Below are 17,352 nucleotides of genomic sequence, written 5' to 3'. Positions count from 1 at the left end.
CCGCGAAAGCGGGGACCCAGTTCTGAAGTGAGGCAGAGCGGTTGGGGACAACGACCGCGCACAGTCGCACGCAATCATCGCCCAAAGCACTGGGTCCCCGCTTTCGCGGGGATGAGCGGAAGAATGGTATCAGAGCCCTCACCCAAGCGGCGGCCTCGGTGATCACCTGAGCCCCGCCAACGCCTCCGCCATCATCCCCTCCGGCACGGCCATCAACCTCGGCCCATCCGTCCAGACCAGCGCCGCCTCGACCGGGCGGTCGGGGTATAGCGTCCGCAGCACCGCGACATAGACCGCCATCTGGGTGACGTAGGCGGGATCGGCGTCCTCGATGCGGTCGGGGGCGGGGCGGTTGGTCTTGTAGTCGACGACGAGAATGCGCTCGGGCGTGACGACCAGGCGGTCGATGCGGCCGTTGATCGAGACGCCGGGGGCGAGTTCGGGCGCGGAGCCGACCAGGGCGACCTCGGCGCGGGAGCCGGGGCCGAAGACGGGGGCGAAGCGGGGGTCGTCCAGCACGCGATGCGCGGCCGCGATCATCTCGCTACGCTGGACGTCGGACAGGCCGCGCTCGCGGGCCAGCAGGCGGCGGGCGGCCTCGGGGCGGGCGTCGGGCGCGATCTCGGGCAGGCGTTCCAGCAACAGATGGATCAGGTCGCCGCGCCGGAAGCGACCCAGAGGGGCACCCTCCCCGCCCGACGCCACGGCGAGCGGCGACGGGGCGGCGGCGCGGGTGGGGCCCTTGGCCTGCGACGGCGAGACGTAGCGGGCGGAGGGGTCCACCGGAGGGACGTGGCGGGCCCAGTCGGGGACGACGGTCGCGGGCGCGGCGACGGCGGCCGAGCCCCGGCCCAGCACCTGCGGGTCGTGGCCGAAGCGGCGGCGGTCGTCGCCGATGTCGCGCACCTGCTCGCCCAGCCGGTCGAACGTCTCGGTCAGGATCGACCACCAGCTGCCCGGCTCGAAGCCGTCCTTCTGGTTGCCGACGCCGCGACCCATGACGATGATCCGGTCCCGCGCGCGGGTCAGGGCGACGTAGAGCAGGCGCAGGCTCTCATCCACCGCCCGCTGTTCGCGCGCGGCGCGGGCGCCCGCTGCGGCCTCGCAGTCCTCTTCCTTGCGCCCCAGGCACATCAGCCAGCCCTCGCCGCCGTCATCGAGCGCGACCGGCATCAGGGCCGGGCCCATGCCCTTCGCCCTGGACGTGGTGTCGGGCAGGATCACCACCGGCGCCTCCAGCCCCTTGGCGCCGTGGACGGTCATGACGCGGACCTCTCCGCGCGCGCCCTCCAGCTCGCGCTTCACCTCGACGTCCGCCTGTTCCAGCATGGACAGGGCGGTCTCCAGATCGAGCCCGCCGCGATCCTCGGCCGCCAGGACCTGGTTGAGGGTCTCGTCCAGCGCCTCCTCGGCCTCGCGCCCCAGCCGGGCCAGGACGCGGGCGCGGCCGCCGAGGCCCATCTCGTCCACGCCGTTCAGCAGGCCGGAGAAGAAGGCGAACGGATCGCGGCCCCGCGTGTCGATCGCGAAGGTCAGCAGATCGCGGGCACGGGCCCACTCCGGCCGTTCGGCGGCGCGGTCGCGCAGTTCGCGCCACAGCCGGCCGCGCTTTTCCCTGGCCCCCGCGAGGTCGAACAGACCGTCCTCGTCCACGTCGCAGAAGGGGCTGCGCAGCACCTCGGCCAGGCTGAGGTCGTCGTCGGGATACAGCGCGAACCGGGCCAGCGAGATCAGGTCGGAGAAGGCGATGTGGGTCGACAGCTTCAGCCGATCGGCCCCGGCCACGGGCACCCCGGCCGATTTCAGGGCGCGGATGATCTCCTCGAAGGTGGCGTCGCGGCGGCGCACCAGGATCAGGAAGTCGCCGTATCCGGCGGGGCGGAGTTCGCCGTCGGTCTTGTTCTGGACGGCGACGCCGGTCTCGACCTGGCGCTTGATCTCCTGCGCGAGGGCGGCGGCCATGCGTTTCCTGGCGCCGGTGACGGGTTCCTCGTCCACGGGATCGTCCCAGGCGTCGCGCTCGGGTGCCTTCTCGTCCTGATAGAGGGGCCACAGATCGACACAGCCCTGGTCGAGCGCACGCATCGCCTTGTGCTCGGGGATGGCCGCGACCTGTTCGCCGACCAGGGCGCGGGTGCGCTCCGGCCCGTCGAACACGGCGTCGACGAAGCCCAGCACCTCGGGCGTCGAACGGAAGGAGGTGGCCAGTTCCACCGCCTTGAAGGCGAAGCCCGCCCCGCGAACCATCAGGTCATAGCGTTGCGCCTCCTGGTTCAGCCGCTCGGGTCGGGCCCCCTGGAAGGAATAGATCGACTGTTTCTCGTCGCCCACGGCGAAGACGGTGCGCTCGACTGTGCCGGCCCCGAAGCGGCGCGAGCCCACCCCGGCGAAGAAGCCCTCGGTCAGCGCCGAGACGATCGCCCATTGCTCGGGTGCCGTGTCCTGGGCCTCGTCGATCAGGACGTGCTCGATGCCGCCGTCCAGCTTGTAGAGCACCCAGGCGGCGCTGGTCCGCTGCGTCAGGAGCTCGACCGTGCGGGCCACCAGGTCGCCGAAATCGAGCGCGCCCTTGGCCGCCTTTCGCTGGTCGTAGAGAGCGCCGTGGGCCTGGGCCAGGGTCAGGACGTGGAGGGTGTCTTCGGCCAGACGCGCCTTTCGCACCTCGCCCAGGGTGGCCATCACCTTGTCCTGCAGGGTCGTCAGCCAGTCGCGGGCGAAAGGCGGGGCCTTGGACGTGGCGATCCGGGCGCGCGGCTTGCCGCCGGTCAGGAAGACCGAGGACACGCCCTCGAAGGTCCAGTCGGCCTGCCACATCCGGTCGGCGCATTTGGTGTCGTCGGAGCCGCCGGTCGCCATCTGCTCGGCGACCGACAGCCAGGCGGCGCGGTCGAGATAGCGCATGAACTCGGCCTCGATCGTCGCGGCGTCGCGGCCCTCCTCTGCCCCCGCAAGCATCCACGGACCGGGCGCGCGGCCGTCCTGCCAGCGGGCGACATAGTCCAGCAGCTTGGCCCGGTCCTGCTCGATGCGGGCCAGCAGCGCCTCGAAATCGGCGAAGGCCAGGGCGACGGCGAAATGAGCATAGGCCCGGCCGATCGCGCCGTCGGGGTTGTCCAGGGCCCGGCGAGCCAGATCCTCGCGGGCGGCGCGGCTGAGGGCGACGGCGGCCTGATCCTCCAGCACCTTGAAGCCGGGGGTGACGCCGGCCTCGAGCGGGAAGCGACGCAGCAGCTTTTCGCAGAAGGCGTGCAGCGTCTGGATCTTCAGCCCGCCCGGCGTGTCGAGGGCCTGAGCGAACAGCTTTCGCGCCTGACGCAGATCGTCGGCCGACAGGCGCTCGGGATCGCGGTTGTCGAGGTCGGCGAGCGACTGGCGCAGCTTGGCGTCGTCTTCCACGGCCCAGGCCCCGAGCCGCTGATACAGGCGCGCCTGCATCTCGGCGGCGGCGGCCTTGGTATAGGTGACGCACAGGATCTCGGCGGCGCTGACCTTGGCCAGCAGCAGCCGGGCCACCCGGTCCACCAGGGTCGAGGTCTTGCCCGAGCCGGCGTTGGCGGTGACGAACACCGACTGGCGCGGATCGGCGGCGTCGATCTGGGCCGGATCGGGCAGGATGCGGCCAAGATCGAGAGAGAGGGAGGCGTCGGCGCTCATTCCGCACCCTCCTCGCCGCCGATGACGGACCATTCCCAGACGCGGGCCAGCCGGTCGTAGTTGCCGCCGAAGGTGCCCATGAACTGAGGCGCCACCCAGCTGAGATAGGGGGTCATGGGATCGTCGAAGCGGGCGACGCGGGCCTTCAGCCCCGCCAGCGCCGCCTCGGACAGGGCTTCGGCCTCTGCCCCCTCGCCGCGCGTGGCGACCTCGCCGGCGACCTTGCGGCCCACGACGCGGACATAGGTCAGTTCCTCGGGCGTCACCGGACCGGTATCTTTCAGGCCCGCCTCGGCCAGGATGGCTCCGGTCAGGGTCAGCTGCGGTGCGAACCCGGCCTTGACCTGTTTGGCGGTGGGGGCGGCCCCGGTCTTGAAGTCCAGGATGGCCGCGCCGGTGGCCGACAGCTCGATGCGGTCGGCCTTGGCGGTGACGGTGAAGGGGCCGACGGGCGCGGCGAAGGTCAGGGCGACCTCCTCCTCCACGCGGATCTCGATGCCCCTCGCGCGGCGGCGGGTCTCGAAGCCGGTCAGCCAGCGGGCGCAGTTCCGGGCCAGGGGCGTCTCGCGCGCCATGGCGGCGTCCTCGAAGCCGTGGGCGGTCAGCTCCTCGTGCAGCAGGGCCGTCAGCTGGGCCTCGCAGTCGTCGGGCAGGACGTCGGGCCAGGACAGGGTCAGGCGCTCGACCGCCTTGTGGATGGCCGAGCCGCGCGCCATCGCCTCGGCGGACTGACCCGGCCGGTCCATCTCGCGCAGGCCCAGAATGTAGCGGGCGTGGATGGAATAGGGATCACGCACCCAGCGTTCGACGCCAGTGACGGGCAGTTGACGCGGGCGGCGTTCGACCGGGGGGCGGGGGGCCGGGCGCCTGGCCAGCCGGGCCGGACCGGTCGGGGCGTCGAGCGCGCGCACGAGGTCGACGGCGGGGCATGACCGGTCGATCTTGATCCTGGTGTGTTCGCCGTGCGCGCCGCCGGTCAGCATCTGCAGCCGCCACAGCCAGCGGCTCTGCACGGCGGGCTGGCCGCCCAGACGCTCGCGGTGGATCAGGATGGCCTCGGGGTTCGACGCCGCCTGGACGAAGTCCTGCGCCGTCTGGCCGACGCGGCGCTCGGGCGGCGGCAGACCGAGCGTCTGGCGCATGGGGCGCGACAGGAAGGGGTCGGTGGGCGCGGCGGCGGGCCAGACCGTCTCCTCCAGCCCGGCCAGGATCATCCGGTCGGCCCGCGCCAGCCGCGCCTCGATGGCGCCCAGAATCCGGAGGGACGGATGGGTCGCTCCGCCGGTGCGGACGGTGGTCTCGCGCAGCAGGGCATGGATCAGTTCCGCGAAGGCCTCGGGATCGATCGGGCCGAGCGACGCACCGCCCTCGATCAGCTGGGACAACAGGGCGGCTGCGGCCTCGCCGTCCGGGCCGGACCAGACGTCGGCGCCGGCGAGCGACTCGATCAGGGCGGTCAGGGCGCGGGCGGCCTGATCCAGCGGGGCTTCGGGGGAGAAGGGGGCGCGGGCGGTTTCGGACAGGACACGCAGTCGCTCGGCGAGGGCGGCGGCTTCGGCGAGCGCAGACTTCGCGGACTCGGAAACGACATCGCCATCGCGCCGGGGTTGGCCCGACCGGTCAAGGCGTTCGGCGATCCGGGTCCAGCGACGCGGCGCCGGGCCACGCAGGGCGGATGTCTCCAGCGCGCGGACGGCGATCATGGTCGCTTCCGGCAGGGTGATCGCCGGGGTCTTGAGCAGGCCCAGCAGGGTCTGGGGGTTGAGCGGATCGGCAACAAACCGCGCGGCCAGGTCGACCAGGGTCCCGACCGGCATCCGCTCCAGCGTCGCGCCCGAAGAGCTGTCGGCGACGATGCCCCAGCGCTCCAGCCGCGCGGCGACGCGGCGACCGAGCGCGAGGTCCGGCGTGACCAGCGCACAGGTCCGACCCGGCGTTTCCAGCGTCTCGCGCATCAGAAGGGCGATGGTCTGGGCGGCCTCCTCCTCTGCGCGACAGGCGACGACGGACAGGCCCTGGAGGCCCAGGGCGACAGGATCGGCGGACTGGCCTCTGGCAGCGGTCTCGGCTCGGATGCGGGCGATCTCGGTGCGCCAGTCGGCGGTGGCGTCGGCGGGACGCAGCGCCTCGTTCAGCAAGCGGGCGCGGGCCTGGCCGCTGGCTTCCTCGGCAACGGCGACCACGCCCCGGAACCACGGCCGGACGGCGGCGCGCTCGACCTCGGCGCGGTCGAGCAGCCGTTTCAGCGCGCCTTGAGGATGAGGTTCGTCGACGGCCGCCCAGGCGTCTTCGGCGAGGTCGTGGTCGAGGCCGGGCAGCACGACGCAGCCTTGGGGCGCGTTCGCGACGGCCCTCAGCACATCGGCGGCGGCCTTGACCGTTCCGGTCGATCCGGCGGCGATGACCGGGCCGGTCGGCGGGGCCTCGGCCCAGCGGCGGGCCAGCAGCCGCAGCAGCCGGGTGCGCCGCCAGCTGGAATCGACCAGTCCCATGGCCTCCAGCCGCCGGGGCCAGGCCTCGACCGCGAGACCCAGGAATTCGGCCGAGGCCTGCCAGTGTTCGGCCAGGTCTTCGGGGGCCAGCGTCGCCACCCGCTCGGGGGCCTCGACCTCCTCGATGTGGCAGGAATCGAGAAAACGGCCGAGGCTGTCGGCCAGCTCCAATGCGCGCAGCGGCGGGTGGCCGGGCAGGAAGTCCTCCACGATCATCCGCGCCATCTCGAAGCGACGGGTCAGAGGCGCGATGGCGGGCGGCAGATCGAGGCCCAGCTCGCCGGGTCCGAACGGCGGCTCGTCCTCTTCCAGATCGCCCAGCGGCCGGACCTGGGGCAGGAGCACCGGCCGACCCTGCGCCTGGGTGGCGAGCGCCGCGCCGAACGCTCGCGCCGCGCGGCGGTTAGGCAGCAGGATCACGGCATCCGACAAGGCCTCGGGCGGCCGGTCCCCCAGCCAGTCCAGCACGCCGGCGGCGAGATCGTCGAGGAACGGCCGGTGCGCCGGGATGGCGAACCAGCGGGGCGCAGTATGCGGAAATGGATCGAATGCGGTCACGAACCCGCCAGCCGCGCCTCGGCCTCGTCCCGGGCCTGGGGGTCGCCGACGTGCATCCAGTCGCCGTCCAGCACGCAGCCGAAGAGCCGCCCCGCCGCCGCCGAGGCGCGCCACAGCGGGCTCAGCGAGAACGGCCCGTCCGGCCCGCCGTCCGCGTAATCGGGCCGGGTGATGTGCAGGCCCATATAGGCGAAGGGGGCGGAAGGCGCGTCTCCCCGAAACGTCAGCCGCCCATCGTCGGCCAGGAAGAAGTCCCCCTCGCCTTCGAAGCCGATGGAGCCTTCGCGGCGGGCCAGCAGCAGGCAGGCGTCCATCTTCGTCGGGTCCCACTGGCGGGCGAGATCGGCGATGGCGTCGCCCCGGTCGATCCAGACGCTGTCAATGTTGGCAACGAAGACGGGATCGTCGCCGAGCAGCGCCTTCGCCTTCTTCAGGCCGCCGCCGGTCTCCAGCAGAGCCTCGCGTTCGTCGGAGATCAGGATGCGCGGGCGGGTCCGTCCAGCCAGATGACCCTCCAGCCGGTCGGCGAACCAGTGGACGTTGACCACCGCCGTCGTCACGCCCGCCTCGGCAAGCCTGTCGAGCACATGGTCGATCAGGGCCCGGCCGCCGACCTCGACCAGGGCCTTGGGGCGGTCGTCGGTCAGGGGGCGCATGCGGGTGCCCAGCCCGGCGGCCAGCACCATGGCGGTCTTCGGCGCGTTCGGCGGCATCGTCATCGGCGCGTCTCGGCGGGGACATGGCGGTCGAACCAGCGGGCGACGCCTTCCAGCCCGGGCTTTTCGAGATTGCGGTTCAGATGGGCCCACATGCGCGGCATGAACGACGCATACCGGGGCTTGCCGTCGCGGGCGATCAGCCGGGCGAAGACGCCGAGGATGCGCGCCTCGTTCAGCGCCGCCAGCCCCGCGTAACCGCGCAGGAAGGCGGCGCGATCCGACACCTCGGCGACCGCGAAGTAGCGATCCAGCGCCTCGGCCTCCAGCTCCCGCGAGACGTCGCGGCGGGCGTCCTGGAGCAGGGAATGCAGGTCCCACGAGGGATGGGCCAGCACCGCGTCCTGGAAGTCGATCATGCCGACCCGGGCCGGGCCCTCCCGCTCGGGCAGCCAGATCAGGTTCTCGGCGTGATAGTCGCGATGGGCCATCACCGACGCGCCCCCCGCGCCCTCGGCCACCACCGGAGCCCAGGCCTCGCGCCACGCGGCGATCGCGGCCTCATCGAAAGACAGATCAGGCCGCAGCCGGGGCAGCCATTCCACGAACAGGTCCGCCCCGCCCTGGAGCGCGGTCTGGTCATAGGTCTGGAGCGGCCAGTCGCCCGCCGGGCCGCTGAGCGTGGACGGCGCGCCCGCCGCATGCAGCCGTGCCAAGGCCTCGACGGCGGCGAGATAGAGGGGCGTCTCGTCCTGACCGTCCTCGATCACGCGGGCGAAGACGGTCTCTCCGAAGTCCTCCAGCACCGCCAGACCGGTGGGCGCATCGACCGCCTTCATGTCCGGGGCCGACAGGCCGACCGCGCGCAGATGGGCCGCGACCGCCACGAAGGCCTCGATACGGCCGGCCGACAGGCGGGCCACCGCGTTCCAGCCCTCGGCGCGACGCCGTTCGGGCGACCAGGTCGGATCGGCGGGCGGGCTCTCGGCCGCAGCCACCTGGTCCATCAGCATCAGGGAGGGGCCGTCGGCCGGAAACAGCCGCTCGTACCGGCGCGTGGAGGCGTCGCCCGGCAGGGGCGCGCGTCGCGCATCGGCCAGTCCGGCCGAGGCGAGGAAGGCCCGCCGCTCGGCTTCGCGATCGGTGTTCGTCTCAGTCATGCCCGCCTTCGACCAGTCGTTCGATCTTCTCTGCCCATGTCCCTACGCCAGAAACGGTCGCATCGCGTCCGTCGCCGGCCTCGGAAAGCGAAATCGTCAGCCGGTCGGGGCCAAGAACCCGCGCGAGGTCGCCGCCCAGCCGCCCGGGCCATTCGATCAGCACCGCCCCGACGTCCATCGCCTCGTCCAGCCCGATCTCACGCGCTTCTTCCGGCCGCTCCAGCCGATAGAGGTCGAAATGGGCGATGGGGGGGTCGGTCTCGTAGAACTGGACCAGGGTGAAGGTGGGGCTGGGCACGTCCTCGTCCGGTCCGGCGAGCGCCCGGATCAGGCCGCGCGCCAGGGTCGACTTGCCCATGCCCAGGGGCCCTTCCAGCAGCACGGCCTCGCCCGGCGCGAGCCGGGGCGCGATCGCCTGACCCAGGCGCGTCGTCGCCGCCTCGTCCTCCAGCCGGACCGTCGTCACGCGAAATCCGCATCGGGCTGGGTCGGCAGGACCCGTTCGGTGAAGGCCTTCAGGGCGTAGGTCGCCTTCGCCGCGTCGATGTCCAGCCGCGACGGCGGTATGGGCTTTCCGACGCTCAGGCGGAACGGCTTCTTCCGCTTGTTCAGCAGCTCGTGGAACAGGGTTACGTCCCGCAGTTCCTTCGACACCCTGTCGAACAGATGAAACAGGGTCGAGGTCGGGCCGGTGACGTGGACCGGGATGATGGGCGCCTGATATTTCCGGGCAAGGGACGCCGCGGTGGGGGCCCAGTCGGGATCGGTCAGCTGGCCGTCCCTGCCGACGCGGGCCAGGCGGCCGGCGGGAAACATGACCACGCACCGCTCGGCCTCGAAGGCGGCGCGGGCGGCGTCGAGGGTGGCGCGGGTCTTGTCGCGCGTGCGCTTGTCGACCACCCATTCGACCGGGATGACAACCTCGGCCAGGCGAGGCGAGACGCGGATGGCGTCGGCGTTGGCGAAATAGATGGCGTCGGCCCGGCGCGTGCGGATGGCGTCATAGACGGCGATCCCGTCGGCGATGCCGGTCGGGTGATTGGCCACGACGACGCAGCGGCCGGTCGCGGGCAGCCGGTCGAGGTTCAGGCTCGACACCTTCAGGTCCAGCAGGTCCGACACATGATCCAGCGCCGCCTGGCCCGACAGCATGGCGATGGCGTCGGCCATGCGCCGCGCCTTGCCATAGCCCAGGAGCGCGTAGAGTCCCGGCCGCGCCAGGGGCCACAGCGCCGAGCCGGTCAACCGGGGCGCGCGCTCGGCGATCAGGACGTCGACGATGTGCCGCCGGCTCCGCTGAGCGGGCACGGCGCGAGCGTCCGAAAGGGAGGGATCGGCGATGGTCATGGGTGACCACTTGTCGCCGCTCGCCGGGAGACAGGCAAGCGATGGGTTCGGACGCCGCAGCCCGTGCCCGGGTTCCGCTGCGCCCGCGCCGATGGTAGGCCCGCGGCCCGCCCGTTTCCGGAGCCAGACATGAAACCCGAGACCCCGTCCTCCGCCGGCGAAGACACGGCGGCACCGCCCGCGTCACCCGATGGCCAACTGGTCGGCCGGGTCATCGCCATGCCCGCCGACACCAATCCTGAGGGCGACATCTTCGGCGGCTGGCTGCTGGCCCAGATGGACCTCGCCGGCTCGACCCCGGCCTTCGATCTCGCCCACGGCCGCTGCGCCACCGTGGCGGTCGACGCCATGGTGTTCCACCAGCCGGTCTCGGTCGGGGACGAGGTCTCCCTGTACGCCACGGTGCTGAAGGCCGGCCGGACCTCGGTGCGCGTCCGGGTCGAGGCGTGGAAGCGGCCCCGCTCGTCCGAACAGGTCACCCGCGTGACCGAGGGCGTCTTCACCTATGTGGCGATCGACGCGGACCGGAAGCCCAGGCCGCTTCCCCCCTTCAATAGCCAGCAAACTTGACCCAAACGTAAGCCGAGCCTACCTGACCACCATGGCCATTCGTCGAATCCTGACCATCGACAACGCCGCCGACCTGGGCGTCCTGAAGCAGGTATCGAAGCCCGTCGACGCGGTCGACGACGGCGTGCGCGCCCTGATGGATGACATGCTGGAGACCATGTACGACGCGCCGGGTATCGGCCTGGCGGCCGTGCAGATCGGCGACCTGCGCCGGGTTGTCGTCATGGACCTGGGCGACGGCCCGCCCCCGGCCGACGTCGATCCCGCCGCCGACGGCGAGGAAGTCCGCGTCCCCAATCCGCGCTTCTTCGTCAATCCCGAGGTCCTGTGGGCCTCGGACGAGACCTATTGCTACGAGGAAGGCTGCCTCTCGATCCCCGAATATTTCGACGAGGTCGAGCGCCCGGCCCGGGTGCGCGTCGCCTATCTGGACCGCGAGGGTCAGCGGATCGAGGAGGAGATCGAGGGCCTGTACGCCGTCTGTTTCCAGCACGAACTGGACCATCTGAACGGCGTTCTGTTCATCGACCACCTGTCGCGGCTGCGCCGCGACCGGGCGATGTCCAAGGTCAGGAAGACCATGCGCCTGAGAGAGGACGCCTGATGGCCCGCCGCAAGTCCTATGTCATCGACCCCCAGGGTCGCCGTCGCCTGACGCGGTCCGAGAAGATCGGGCTGGGCTCGGTCGCGACCCTGGTCGGGGTGGCGGTGCTGGGCGTGATCGCGGGCGTCGTGCTGGACCGACTGCTCGACTTCGACGACGCCCTGGACGCCGGTGGCGAATGGGACGAGGGCGGCGGCGTGGGGACGCGCTGGCAGTAGGCCGATTTCGACAGGCTCGAGCTCTCATGCTAGATTGCCGAGCATGGGCCAGGTTGATCCTGAATATGTTCCATTGCTGCTCCGCCCCGATCTGATCGAAGAGGTCAATCGGATGGCGGCGCATTATCGCTCGCCCCAGGGCCAGGCCGAGATCGCGGCCATGGCGAAGGCATTGCGCGAAAGCCCCGAGGACCGGCAACTCCAGGAGGACTGGGAGTCCATTGCTGACACCACGGGCTGGGAATGGAACGAGGACAGATAGTCGTCGCGGTCTTCCCGCGAGACTTCGGCAAGCCGCGGCCCGGTTTGGTGATTCAGGCCGATGCCTTTGGCCACCTGGACAGCCTGACTCTCTTGCCTTTGACCACGGACCTGCGGACTCGGACCTCATTCCGGCTGAATCTCTTTCCCGCCGCCATGAACGGGCTGAAGCAGCGGTGCCAAGTGATGGTCGACAAATCGCAGACCGTCTATGCGGACAAGATCGGCCAGACGATCGGCAGGTTGGAGCGGTCCTCGCTTGATCGCGTGGACGCTGCGCTCGCGGTGTTCCTCGGCCTCGCCTGAGCATCGGCCCGCGAGCCGCCCCTTGACGCGGCGGCACCCACGTCCGATTCCGGGCGGACCTGATCGGAGCCACCCATGCCGCACGACCGCCTATCCGTCCTGACCGCGCTCCAGACCCAGGGCGTCTGCCCGGTCTTCTACCATTCCGATCCCGAGACCTCGCTGAACGTCATCCGCGCCTGCGCGCGGGGCGGGGCGCCGGTGATCGAGTTCACCAACCGGGGCGATTTTGCTGTCGATCTGTTCGGCGAGATCGCGCGCGAGCTGGGCCGGACCGATCCGGACATCGTGCTGGGCATCGGCTCGGTGCTGGACGCGGGCACGGCGGCGATGTTCCTGAACCGGGCGGCGCGGTTCGTGGTGTCGCCGGCCCTGGTCCCCGAGGTCGCAACGGTCTGCAACCGCCGGATGGTGGCCTATTTCCCGGGCTGCGGGTCGGTCACCGACATCTCCAACGCCCAGGCGCTGGGCTGCGAGATCGTCAAGCTGTTCCCGGGCGCGAGCGTCGGCGGGCCCGATTTCGTCAAGGCCGTGCTGGGCCCCATGCCCTGGACCAAGATCATGCCGACGGGCGGCGTCGACCCCGACCCGGCCTCCATCGCCAAATGGTTCGGTTCGGGCATCGTCGCGGCCGGGATGGGCTCCAGGCTGATCACCGACGCGGCCGTGCGCGACGGCGACTGGGCCGGGATCGAGGCTTCGGTGCGGACCGCCGTCCAGGCGGTCGGCGCCTTCCGCGCCGGCTGACCGCCCCTCGGCCTAAAGACCCAGCGTCGGGTCCAGCAGGTCCAGTTCGGCGGCCGGGATCACCACCAGGTCCGGATGGGCCGCGCGCATGGCTTCCACGAAGAACTGGCCGTCGCCGACCACCACCACATAGGCCTGGTCCGGATCCAGCCGGACCGCCGCCGCCCGCAGGGTCTCCGGCGTCGTGGCGCGGATACGCTCGGCATAGCGTTCGGACTCGTCCAGCGGCAGCCCCAGGGTGACGGCGTCGGCCAGGAAGCCGCCCAGGCCCCCCGTCGTCTCGATGGCGCGCGAGAAGCCGCCGGCCAGATAGGTCTCCCGGTCGGACAGGGCCTGTTCGGCGATGGCCTCGGTGCGGACGCGCTCCATCTGGGCCAGGACCAGGTCGACGACCTCCAGCGCGCTCTCGTTCTTGGTCTGGGTCGTGGCCGTCAGAAGGCCGCTTTCCGCCCGCCCGGGAAGGGACGAATTGGCCCCGTAACTGAGGCCGCGCTTGGCCCGCACCTCCTGGAACAGATGGCCGTTCTGACCTCCGCCCAGGACCGCGTTGGCCACGGCCAGGGGATAGAAGTCGGGATCTGAGCGCGCCGGACCGCGCACCCCCGCGGCGATGGCGGCCTGGCCGGCACCCGGCAGATCGACGACGACGATGCGGGGCGGACGGACCTCGCCCGCACGCGTCTCGGTCCGGGGCATAAGATCAGCCGGCCGGGTCCAGTCGCCCAGGGTGCGTTCGGCGAAGGCGAAGCCCTCCTCGGCGCTCATGCCGCCGGTGATGATCAGGGCGGCGTTGTCGGGCCGCCACCAGCGGTCGTGGTGCGCCTGGACGTCGCCTCGGCTGATCTGGCGCACCGAGGCGGGCAGGCCCGACGACGACGCGCCATAGGGGGCGTCACCGAACGCGACGCGCTGCAGCACCAGACTGGCCAGGGGGCCGGGCTGGCGCAGGGCCACGGTCAGGGCGTTGACCGTGCGGGTGCGCGACCGCTCCAGCTCGGCCTCGGCGAAGGTCGGGCGCTCGACGATATCGGACAGGATGTCGCCGACCGGTCCGGCCGAGGCGATCGGGGCCGAGACGCTGAGGGTGGTCGAGTCCGCGCCCGCCCCCCCGCCGACGACGGCGCCGGCCGCCTCCAGTGAACGGGCGATCTCGGGGGCCGAACGATCGCCGGCGCCCTGGGTCGCCAGACCCGCGGTGAAGTCCGCCAGGCCCGCGCGGTCGGCAGGGTCGGAGGCGGCCCCGCCCGCGATCACCAGCTGGGCGTTCATGATCGGCAGGTCGGTCGAGCGCGCCACGATCACCCGCAGGCCGTTCGACAGGGTCCGTTCGACGATCTCGGGCGCGGCCTTGACCCTGGGCTCGCCGGGGGCCGGAGGAGCCTCGCGCTCGCCTTCGGCCCGCAGTTCGTTGGCCGGCAGGATGGCGGGCGGCACGCTCAGGAAGGTCGGCATCGGGGCCGGGTTCTTCCAGCTGTCCTCGGCCACGCCCTCGGGCCTCTGGCTTTCGTCCAGATAGCGGATCGAGACGCGGGCGTTCTCATCCAGATACCGGCGGGCCACGCGCTGGACATCGGCGGCGGTGACGGCGCGGATCTGTTGCACCCGACGGTCCGGCGCGCGCGGATCGTTCTCGGCGACGACGGCATTGCCCAGCATGAAGGCCCGGCCGGACGCGGTCTCGCGCTGGCGCAGGTCGGCGGCCAGGAGCTCGGTCTGGGCCTCGATCAGTTCGGCGTCGGTGATCGGTTCGTCACGGATGCGGGCGAGCTCGGCGTTCAGGGCCGCCTCGGCCTCCTCGATCTCGCGACCGGCGGCGACGGTGACGTTGGCGGTGAGGGTGCCGCCTTCCTCGTCCGCATTGGCACCGAGGCCCGCCGACGCCGCGACCTGACTGCCGTAGACCAGAGACTGGAACAGGCGCGAGCTCTGGCCGCGCGACATGACCGCGCTCATCACGTCCAGGGCGGCGCTGTCCCCGGAGCGCGCGTCCACGCCGGGAAAGACGGCGGCGATGGCGGGCAGCGGCACATTGGGGGCATAGGCGATGACCGAGCGGGGCTGGGTCCGGGGCGTCGGCACCGGACGCTCCAGCACCGGCACCGGCCGGTCCGGGTTGCGGATGTCGCCGAAATACTGGTCAACCAGCCGGTCGAGCTCGGCCGGATCGAAATTGCCCGACACGATCATGGTCGCCGTGGCCGGGCGGTAATAAGCCTCGTGGAAGGCACGGGCGTCATCGATGCCGGCGGCGTCCAGCTCCTCCAGCGAGCCGATCACGCTGCGGCGATAGACGTGCTCGTCATAGGCGTTGTCGCCGATGACGAACCGCTGCAGCCGACCGTAGGGCGGGGCGTAGACGCGCTGGCGCAGTTCTTCCTGCACGATCGACCGCTCGGCGTCGAACACCGCCTGATCGACCACCGGCCGGGCCATGCGCTCGGCGTGGGTCCACAGCATGGTCTCCAGATACTGGGGCGGGACGGTCTCGTAGTAGTTGGTGAAGTCCTGGCCGGTGGAGGCGTTGCGCGCCCCGCCCGCGTTCTCGACCATGGTCGAGATGCCGCCGTAGGGGATGTTCACCGTCTTGCGGCTGAGGATGTGCTCGAACAGATGGGCGAAGCCCGAGCGGCCCTGCGGGTCGTCCTTGCCGCCCACGTCGTACCACAGCTGGACCGTGACCGTGCCGGCGGTGGCGTCGGGCATGGCATAGACGTCCAGGCCGTTCGACAGTTCACGGTGGGTGAACTCCAGCGGCGGCGGCGCGATGTCGGGCGCGACCTGGGCCGCGACGGTCATCGGCGCGGCCGAAATCAGGACGGCGAGAGAAGAACCCAGCAGGAGCGAACGCAGCATGACGGCCTCGGAGGACGGACAAATGTTGCCCGACCCTAGGCCCGCCGCCGCGCCGCCTCAAAGTTACGACGGGTTAATGTCGGTCTCCCTCCCCTTCATGGGGAGGGACCGTGAGCGAAAGCGAGCGAGGGTGGGGCCGTGTCGTCCATGCGCACGATCTGAACGTCCCCACCCGGACCGCTTCGCGGTCGTCCCTCCCCACGAAGGGGAGGGAGAGACGCCCTAGCTCAGGACGACGATCGCCACGCGCCGGTTCTGGGCGCGGCCTTCGGGGGTGGCGTTGTCGGCGACCGGAGCCTCTTCGCCATAGGAGATGGTCGCCATGCGGTTCAGCGCGATGCCCTGACGGCTGAGCGAGCGACGCACGGCCTCGGCCCGGGCGGCGCCGAGGGCGTCGTTGTAGGCTTCCGGCCCCGAGGAGTCGGTGTGGCCCTGGATTTCCAGATAGACGTTGACGTTCTCGGCCTTCAGCCGGTTGGCCAGTTCGGTCAGCCGCGCCTCGGCTTCGGGCGACAGGGCGTCGCGATCGGTGGGGAACTTCACCGAGTCGTCCGACAGCACGACCTCGTACATGAACTTGCCTTCAGCCAGCACATAGGCCGCGTTGGCGCGGTCGAGCGCCTGGCCGGCGGTGCCTTCCACGCCGGTCACGCGGGTGTCGACCACGGCGACCTGGTCGCGCACGAAATTGCGGGTGGCGCAGCCGCTGGCGAGCAGGCCGAGCGCCAGCACGGCCCCGGTCATCAGCACGGGACGGGCGGGAGATTTCATCTGAGAGAGGATCAAGGGGAGCATCCTGAGCGGCCGGGTGCGCGAGCCCGAAACATTACGCGCTTGTCATTGGACGGGGCCAAAGGGCCATCGCATGGCCCGTTCTGGGCCTGAATTCGGCAGCTTGACCGTGGGCGTGGGCCGTCCGGCCGCCCCGCCGCCGCCCCAAAGCTGACGCGCCCGAGTGGTCTTGAAAGGGGTCACCCGGCGCCCTCGCGCGTCGCCGCCGGACCGCCGACGTGCCGCCAACCGACGAAAGACAAAGCCGAAATCCCGATGCCTTGGTCGATCGCCCGGCGAGGCGGCACCGCCGGGGCGGGGTCTGGGGCGCAGGCGTCGCGCTCAGTCTCGCGGCCCATCTGGCGGCCCTGATCGCCTTTCTGTCGATCCGGCCACCGGCGGACGTTTTTTCTCTGCCGGACCCTCCGGAGGCGGTCGTTGTCGACCTGACCCCTCCCCCGATCCCGTCACCCCCGCCGGAACCGGAGCCTGAACCCACGAACGAAGCGGCGCAGACTGAGGCTTCGGCCGCCGCGCCGGAGCCGGAGCCACCCGCGCCTTCCACGGTCGCGAGGCCCGCGCCTCCGCGTCCGGCCGCCCGGCTTCGGCCCGCGCGCCTGCCCCCGCCGCCCGAGGTCGAGACCGTGGCCGCCTCGCCCGCGCCGCCCACCCCCGCCCCGCCCGCGCCCCCGGCCGGACTGACGGCGTCGCAACTGGCCGGCGCGGCGACCGCGGGATCCGGCACCGGCGGCGGTTCGGGCTCCGGCACGGGATCAGGCGCCGGCGGCGGAAGCGGCGGAGGCGGCGGTTCGGGCCGCTGCGACATGATCCAACGGGTTCAGGACGCCTTGAGGGAAAACACGGGCGTGGTCGCGGCCACCCGACGGGCCCAGGCCCTGCTGCCCAGCGATCGCCGCGCTCTGCTGGTCTGGGACGGCGACTGGGTGATGAACCCCGGAGAGGCGGGTCGCGGCCTGGCGGGGCTGAGGCAGGCCATCGCCGTCGAGATCGCCTTCGCCCCGGCCGAGTGCCGGCGCCAGGCCGAGCGCGGACTGGTGCTGCTGACCCTGGCCGAGGGGCCGGGTGCCGCCCGGCTGGCCCTCGGCACCGGAAGCTGGCGCTGGTCGGATCTGACCGGGGTTCGCTGAACGGTCA

15 protein-coding genes are annotated in these 17,352 nt (G+C 71.7%); 7 read left to right on the top strand and 8 right to left on the bottom strand.

What is annotated here, in order from left to right; all coding sequences use genetic code 11:
* Window positions 1-162 precede the first annotated feature (162 nt).
* From addA to ABN401_RS01510, 6 genes are read right to left on the bottom strand one after another with little or no spacing between them, the layout of a single operon-like run.
* Window positions 163-3,654 carry a double-strand break repair helicase AddA gene (addA, locus tag ABN401_RS01535; RefSeq protein ID WP_349683049.1) on the bottom strand — a complete coding sequence of 1,164 codons (3,492 nt, stop codon included), beginning with the start codon at window positions 3,652-3,654 and terminating at the stop codon, window positions 163-165.
* Window positions 3,651-6,704: a double-strand break repair protein AddB gene (addB, locus tag ABN401_RS01530; protein WP_349683048.1), complete on the bottom strand. Its 3,054-nt coding sequence runs from the start codon at window positions 6,702-6,704 to the stop codon at window positions 3,651-3,653. Before addB ends, addA begins: the two co-directional genes overlap by 4 nt.
* Window positions 6,701-7,390, bottom strand: a complete 690-nt coding sequence (gene murU / locus ABN401_RS01525; protein WP_349683249.1) for an N-acetylmuramate alpha-1-phosphate uridylyltransferase MurU — start codon at window positions 7,388-7,390, stop codon at window positions 6,701-6,703. Before murU ends, addB begins: the two co-directional genes overlap by 4 nt.
* Before the next feature lie 29 nt (window positions 7,391-7,419).
* The gene (amgK, locus tag ABN401_RS01520) at window positions 7,420-8,520 is read right to left on the bottom strand and encodes an N-acetylmuramate/N-acetylglucosamine kinase AmgK (protein WP_349683047.1); all 1,101 of its coding nucleotides are present in this window, start codon (window positions 8,518-8,520) and stop codon (window positions 7,420-7,422) included.
* The gene (gene tsaE, locus ABN401_RS01515; RefSeq protein WP_349683046.1) at window positions 8,513-8,986 is read right to left on the bottom strand and encodes a tRNA (adenosine(37)-N6)-threonylcarbamoyltransferase complex ATPase subunit type 1 TsaE; all 474 of its coding nucleotides are present in this window, start codon (window positions 8,984-8,986) and stop codon (window positions 8,513-8,515) included. The genes amgK and tsaE overlap by 8 nt, the downstream gene beginning before the upstream one ends.
* Window positions 8,983-9,867: a GNAT family N-acetyltransferase gene (locus ABN401_RS01510; protein WP_349683045.1), complete on the bottom strand. Its 885-nt coding sequence runs from the start codon at window positions 9,865-9,867 to the stop codon at window positions 8,983-8,985. Before ABN401_RS01510 ends, tsaE begins: the two co-directional genes overlap by 4 nt.
* A 129-nt stretch (window positions 9,868-9,996) precedes the next feature.
* Between ABN401_RS01510 and ABN401_RS01505 the strand changes: the two genes are divergently transcribed.
* The 6 genes from ABN401_RS01505 (at window position 9,997) to ABN401_RS01480 (ending at window position 12,573) form a co-directional block, all read left to right on the top strand.
* Window positions 9,997-10,437, top strand: a complete 441-nt coding sequence (locus ABN401_RS01505; RefSeq protein ID WP_432763509.1) for an acyl-CoA thioesterase — start codon at window positions 9,997-9,999, stop codon at window positions 10,435-10,437.
* A gap of 31 nt (window positions 10,438-10,468) precedes the next feature.
* On the top strand, window positions 10,469-11,041 hold the full coding sequence (gene def / locus ABN401_RS01500) for a peptide deformylase (RefSeq protein ID WP_349683044.1): 573 nt from the start codon (window positions 10,469-10,471) through the stop codon (window positions 11,039-11,041).
* Window positions 11,041-11,259, top strand: coding sequence for a hypothetical protein (locus tag ABN401_RS01495; protein ID WP_349683043.1), 219 nt, complete (start codon window positions 11,041-11,043; stop codon window positions 11,257-11,259). The genes def and ABN401_RS01495 overlap by 1 nt, the downstream gene beginning before the upstream one ends.
* 43 nt (window positions 11,260-11,302) lie before the next feature.
* The gene (locus ABN401_RS01490; protein WP_349683042.1) at window positions 11,303-11,521 is read left to right on the top strand and encodes a hypothetical protein; all 219 of its coding nucleotides are present in this window, start codon (window positions 11,303-11,305) and stop codon (window positions 11,519-11,521) included.
* Complete coding sequence (locus ABN401_RS01485; protein WP_349683041.1) at window positions 11,503-11,826, top strand: type II toxin-antitoxin system PemK/MazF family toxin; 324 nt, start codon at window positions 11,503-11,505, stop codon at window positions 11,824-11,826. Before ABN401_RS01490 ends, ABN401_RS01485 begins: the two co-directional genes overlap by 19 nt.
* A gap of 75 nt (window positions 11,827-11,901) precedes the next feature.
* A complete protein-coding gene (locus ABN401_RS01480) occupies window positions 11,902-12,573 on the top strand; it encodes a bifunctional 4-hydroxy-2-oxoglutarate aldolase/2-dehydro-3-deoxy-phosphogluconate aldolase (protein ID WP_349683040.1) in 672 nt (223 codons plus the stop codon).
* 12 nt (window positions 12,574-12,585) lie between these two features.
* Here ABN401_RS01480 and ABN401_RS01475 read toward each other — a convergent pair whose 3' ends face one another.
* Together ABN401_RS01475 and ABN401_RS01470 are read right to left on the bottom strand one after the other, a co-directional pair.
* Window positions 12,586-15,426 carry a M16 family metallopeptidase gene (locus ABN401_RS01475; RefSeq protein ID WP_349683039.1) on the bottom strand — a complete coding sequence of 947 codons (2,841 nt, stop codon included), beginning with the start codon at window positions 15,424-15,426 and terminating at the stop codon, window positions 12,586-12,588.
* Between the two features lie 222 nt (window positions 15,427-15,648).
* Window positions 15,649-16,197 (bottom strand): OmpA family protein, encoded by a 549-nt coding sequence (locus tag ABN401_RS01470; RefSeq protein ID WP_349683038.1) that lies wholly within the window; start codon window positions 16,195-16,197, stop codon window positions 15,649-15,651.
* Between the two features lie 281 nt (window positions 16,198-16,478).
* Here ABN401_RS01470 and ABN401_RS01465 point away from each other — a divergent pair, with 281 nt between their 5' ends.
* Window positions 16,479-17,345 carry a hypothetical protein gene (locus tag ABN401_RS01465; RefSeq protein ID WP_349683037.1) on the top strand — a complete coding sequence of 289 codons (867 nt, stop codon included), beginning with the start codon at window positions 16,479-16,481 and terminating at the stop codon, window positions 17,343-17,345.
* The last annotated feature ends 7 nt before the right edge of the window (window positions 17,346-17,352 follow it).

This window comes from Brevundimonas aurifodinae (genome assembly GCF_040195595.1).
GTDB lineage: Bacteria > Pseudomonadota > Alphaproteobacteria > Caulobacterales > Caulobacteraceae > Brevundimonas > Brevundimonas aurifodinae.
This window is presented reverse-complemented; position numbering and strand designations above follow the sequence as displayed.

Coding starts and splice junctions, on each gene's coding strand:
- addA (WP_349683049.1), bottom strand. CDS start 3,654: ATGAGCGCCGACGCCTCCCTCTCTCTCGATCTTGGCCGCATCCTGCCC.
- murU (WP_349683249.1), bottom strand. CDS start 7,390: ATGGTGCTGGCCGCCGGGCTGGGCACCCGCATGCGCCCCCTGACCGAC.
- amgK (WP_349683047.1), bottom strand. CDS start 8,520: ATGACTGAGACGAACACCGATCGCGAAGCCGAGCGGCGGGCCTTCCTC.
- ABN401_RS01510 (WP_349683045.1), bottom strand. CDS start 9,867: ATGACCATCGCCGATCCCTCCCTTTCGGACGCTCGCGCCGTGCCCGCT.
- ABN401_RS01505 (WP_432763509.1), top strand. CDS start 9,997: ATGAAACCCGAGACCCCGTCCTCCGCCGGCGAAGACACGGCGGCACCG.
- def (WP_349683044.1), top strand. CDS start 10,469: ATGGCCATTCGTCGAATCCTGACCATCGACAACGCCGCCGACCTGGGC.
- ABN401_RS01495 (WP_349683043.1), top strand. CDS start 11,041: ATGGCCCGCCGCAAGTCCTATGTCATCGACCCCCAGGGTCGCCGTCGC.
- ABN401_RS01490 (WP_349683042.1), top strand. CDS start 11,303: ATGGGCCAGGTTGATCCTGAATATGTTCCATTGCTGCTCCGCCCCGAT.
- ABN401_RS01485 (WP_349683041.1), top strand. CDS start 11,503: ATGGAACGAGGACAGATAGTCGTCGCGGTCTTCCCGCGAGACTTCGGC.
- ABN401_RS01480 (WP_349683040.1), top strand. CDS start 11,902: ATGCCGCACGACCGCCTATCCGTCCTGACCGCGCTCCAGACCCAGGGC.
- ABN401_RS01475 (WP_349683039.1), bottom strand. CDS start 15,426: ATGCTGCGTTCGCTCCTGCTGGGTTCTTCTCTCGCCGTCCTGATTTCG.
- ABN401_RS01470 (WP_349683038.1), bottom strand. CDS start 16,197: ATGAAATCTCCCGCCCGTCCCGTGCTGATGACCGGGGCCGTGCTGGCG.